Genomic DNA, 480 nt, shown 5'->3' on the forward strand with positions numbered 1-480 from the left:
GTGCAAGGCCACCAGCCGCTCGAGATCATCGGCGAGCTCGGCGCCATGCTCGGGCTGATCCTTGGCGAAGGCGTTGCGGGTGAGATCGTGGGTGTGGCGAATGTGGTCGACGCCCGGCAGCAGGGTCGCGAAGGCACGACGGTTGGCGACCATGCCGCCGACCGAGGTGCCGCCGAATCCGACGCCGTGATAGCCGCGCTCGCGGCCGATCAGGCGGGTGCGGCTCGCCTGGCCGTTGGCACGGTGATAGGCGAGCGCGATCTTCAGCGCGGTGTCGACCGACTCGGAGCCGGAATTGGTGAAGAAGATGCGATCGAGGCCCTTCGGCGCGATCTCGGCCAGACGCTCGGCGAAGTCGAATGCCAGCGGATGGCCCATCTGGAACGACGGCGCGAAGTCCAGCGTCATCAGCTGGCGCTCGACGGCGGCGGCGATCTGCTTGCGGCCGTGGCCGGCATTGACGCACCAGAGGCCGGCGGA

1 protein-coding gene is annotated in these 480 nt (G+C 69.0%); it reads right to left on the reverse strand.

The annotated features are described in order from the left end of the window. Positions 1-480 (reverse strand): aminotransferase class III-fold pyridoxal phosphate-dependent enzyme (locus AC0L3A_RS40940; protein ID WP_473256608.1); only part of this gene is annotated, 480 nt, incomplete at both ends.

The organism is Bradyrhizobium sp. MI1.3, from assembly GCF_055811695.1.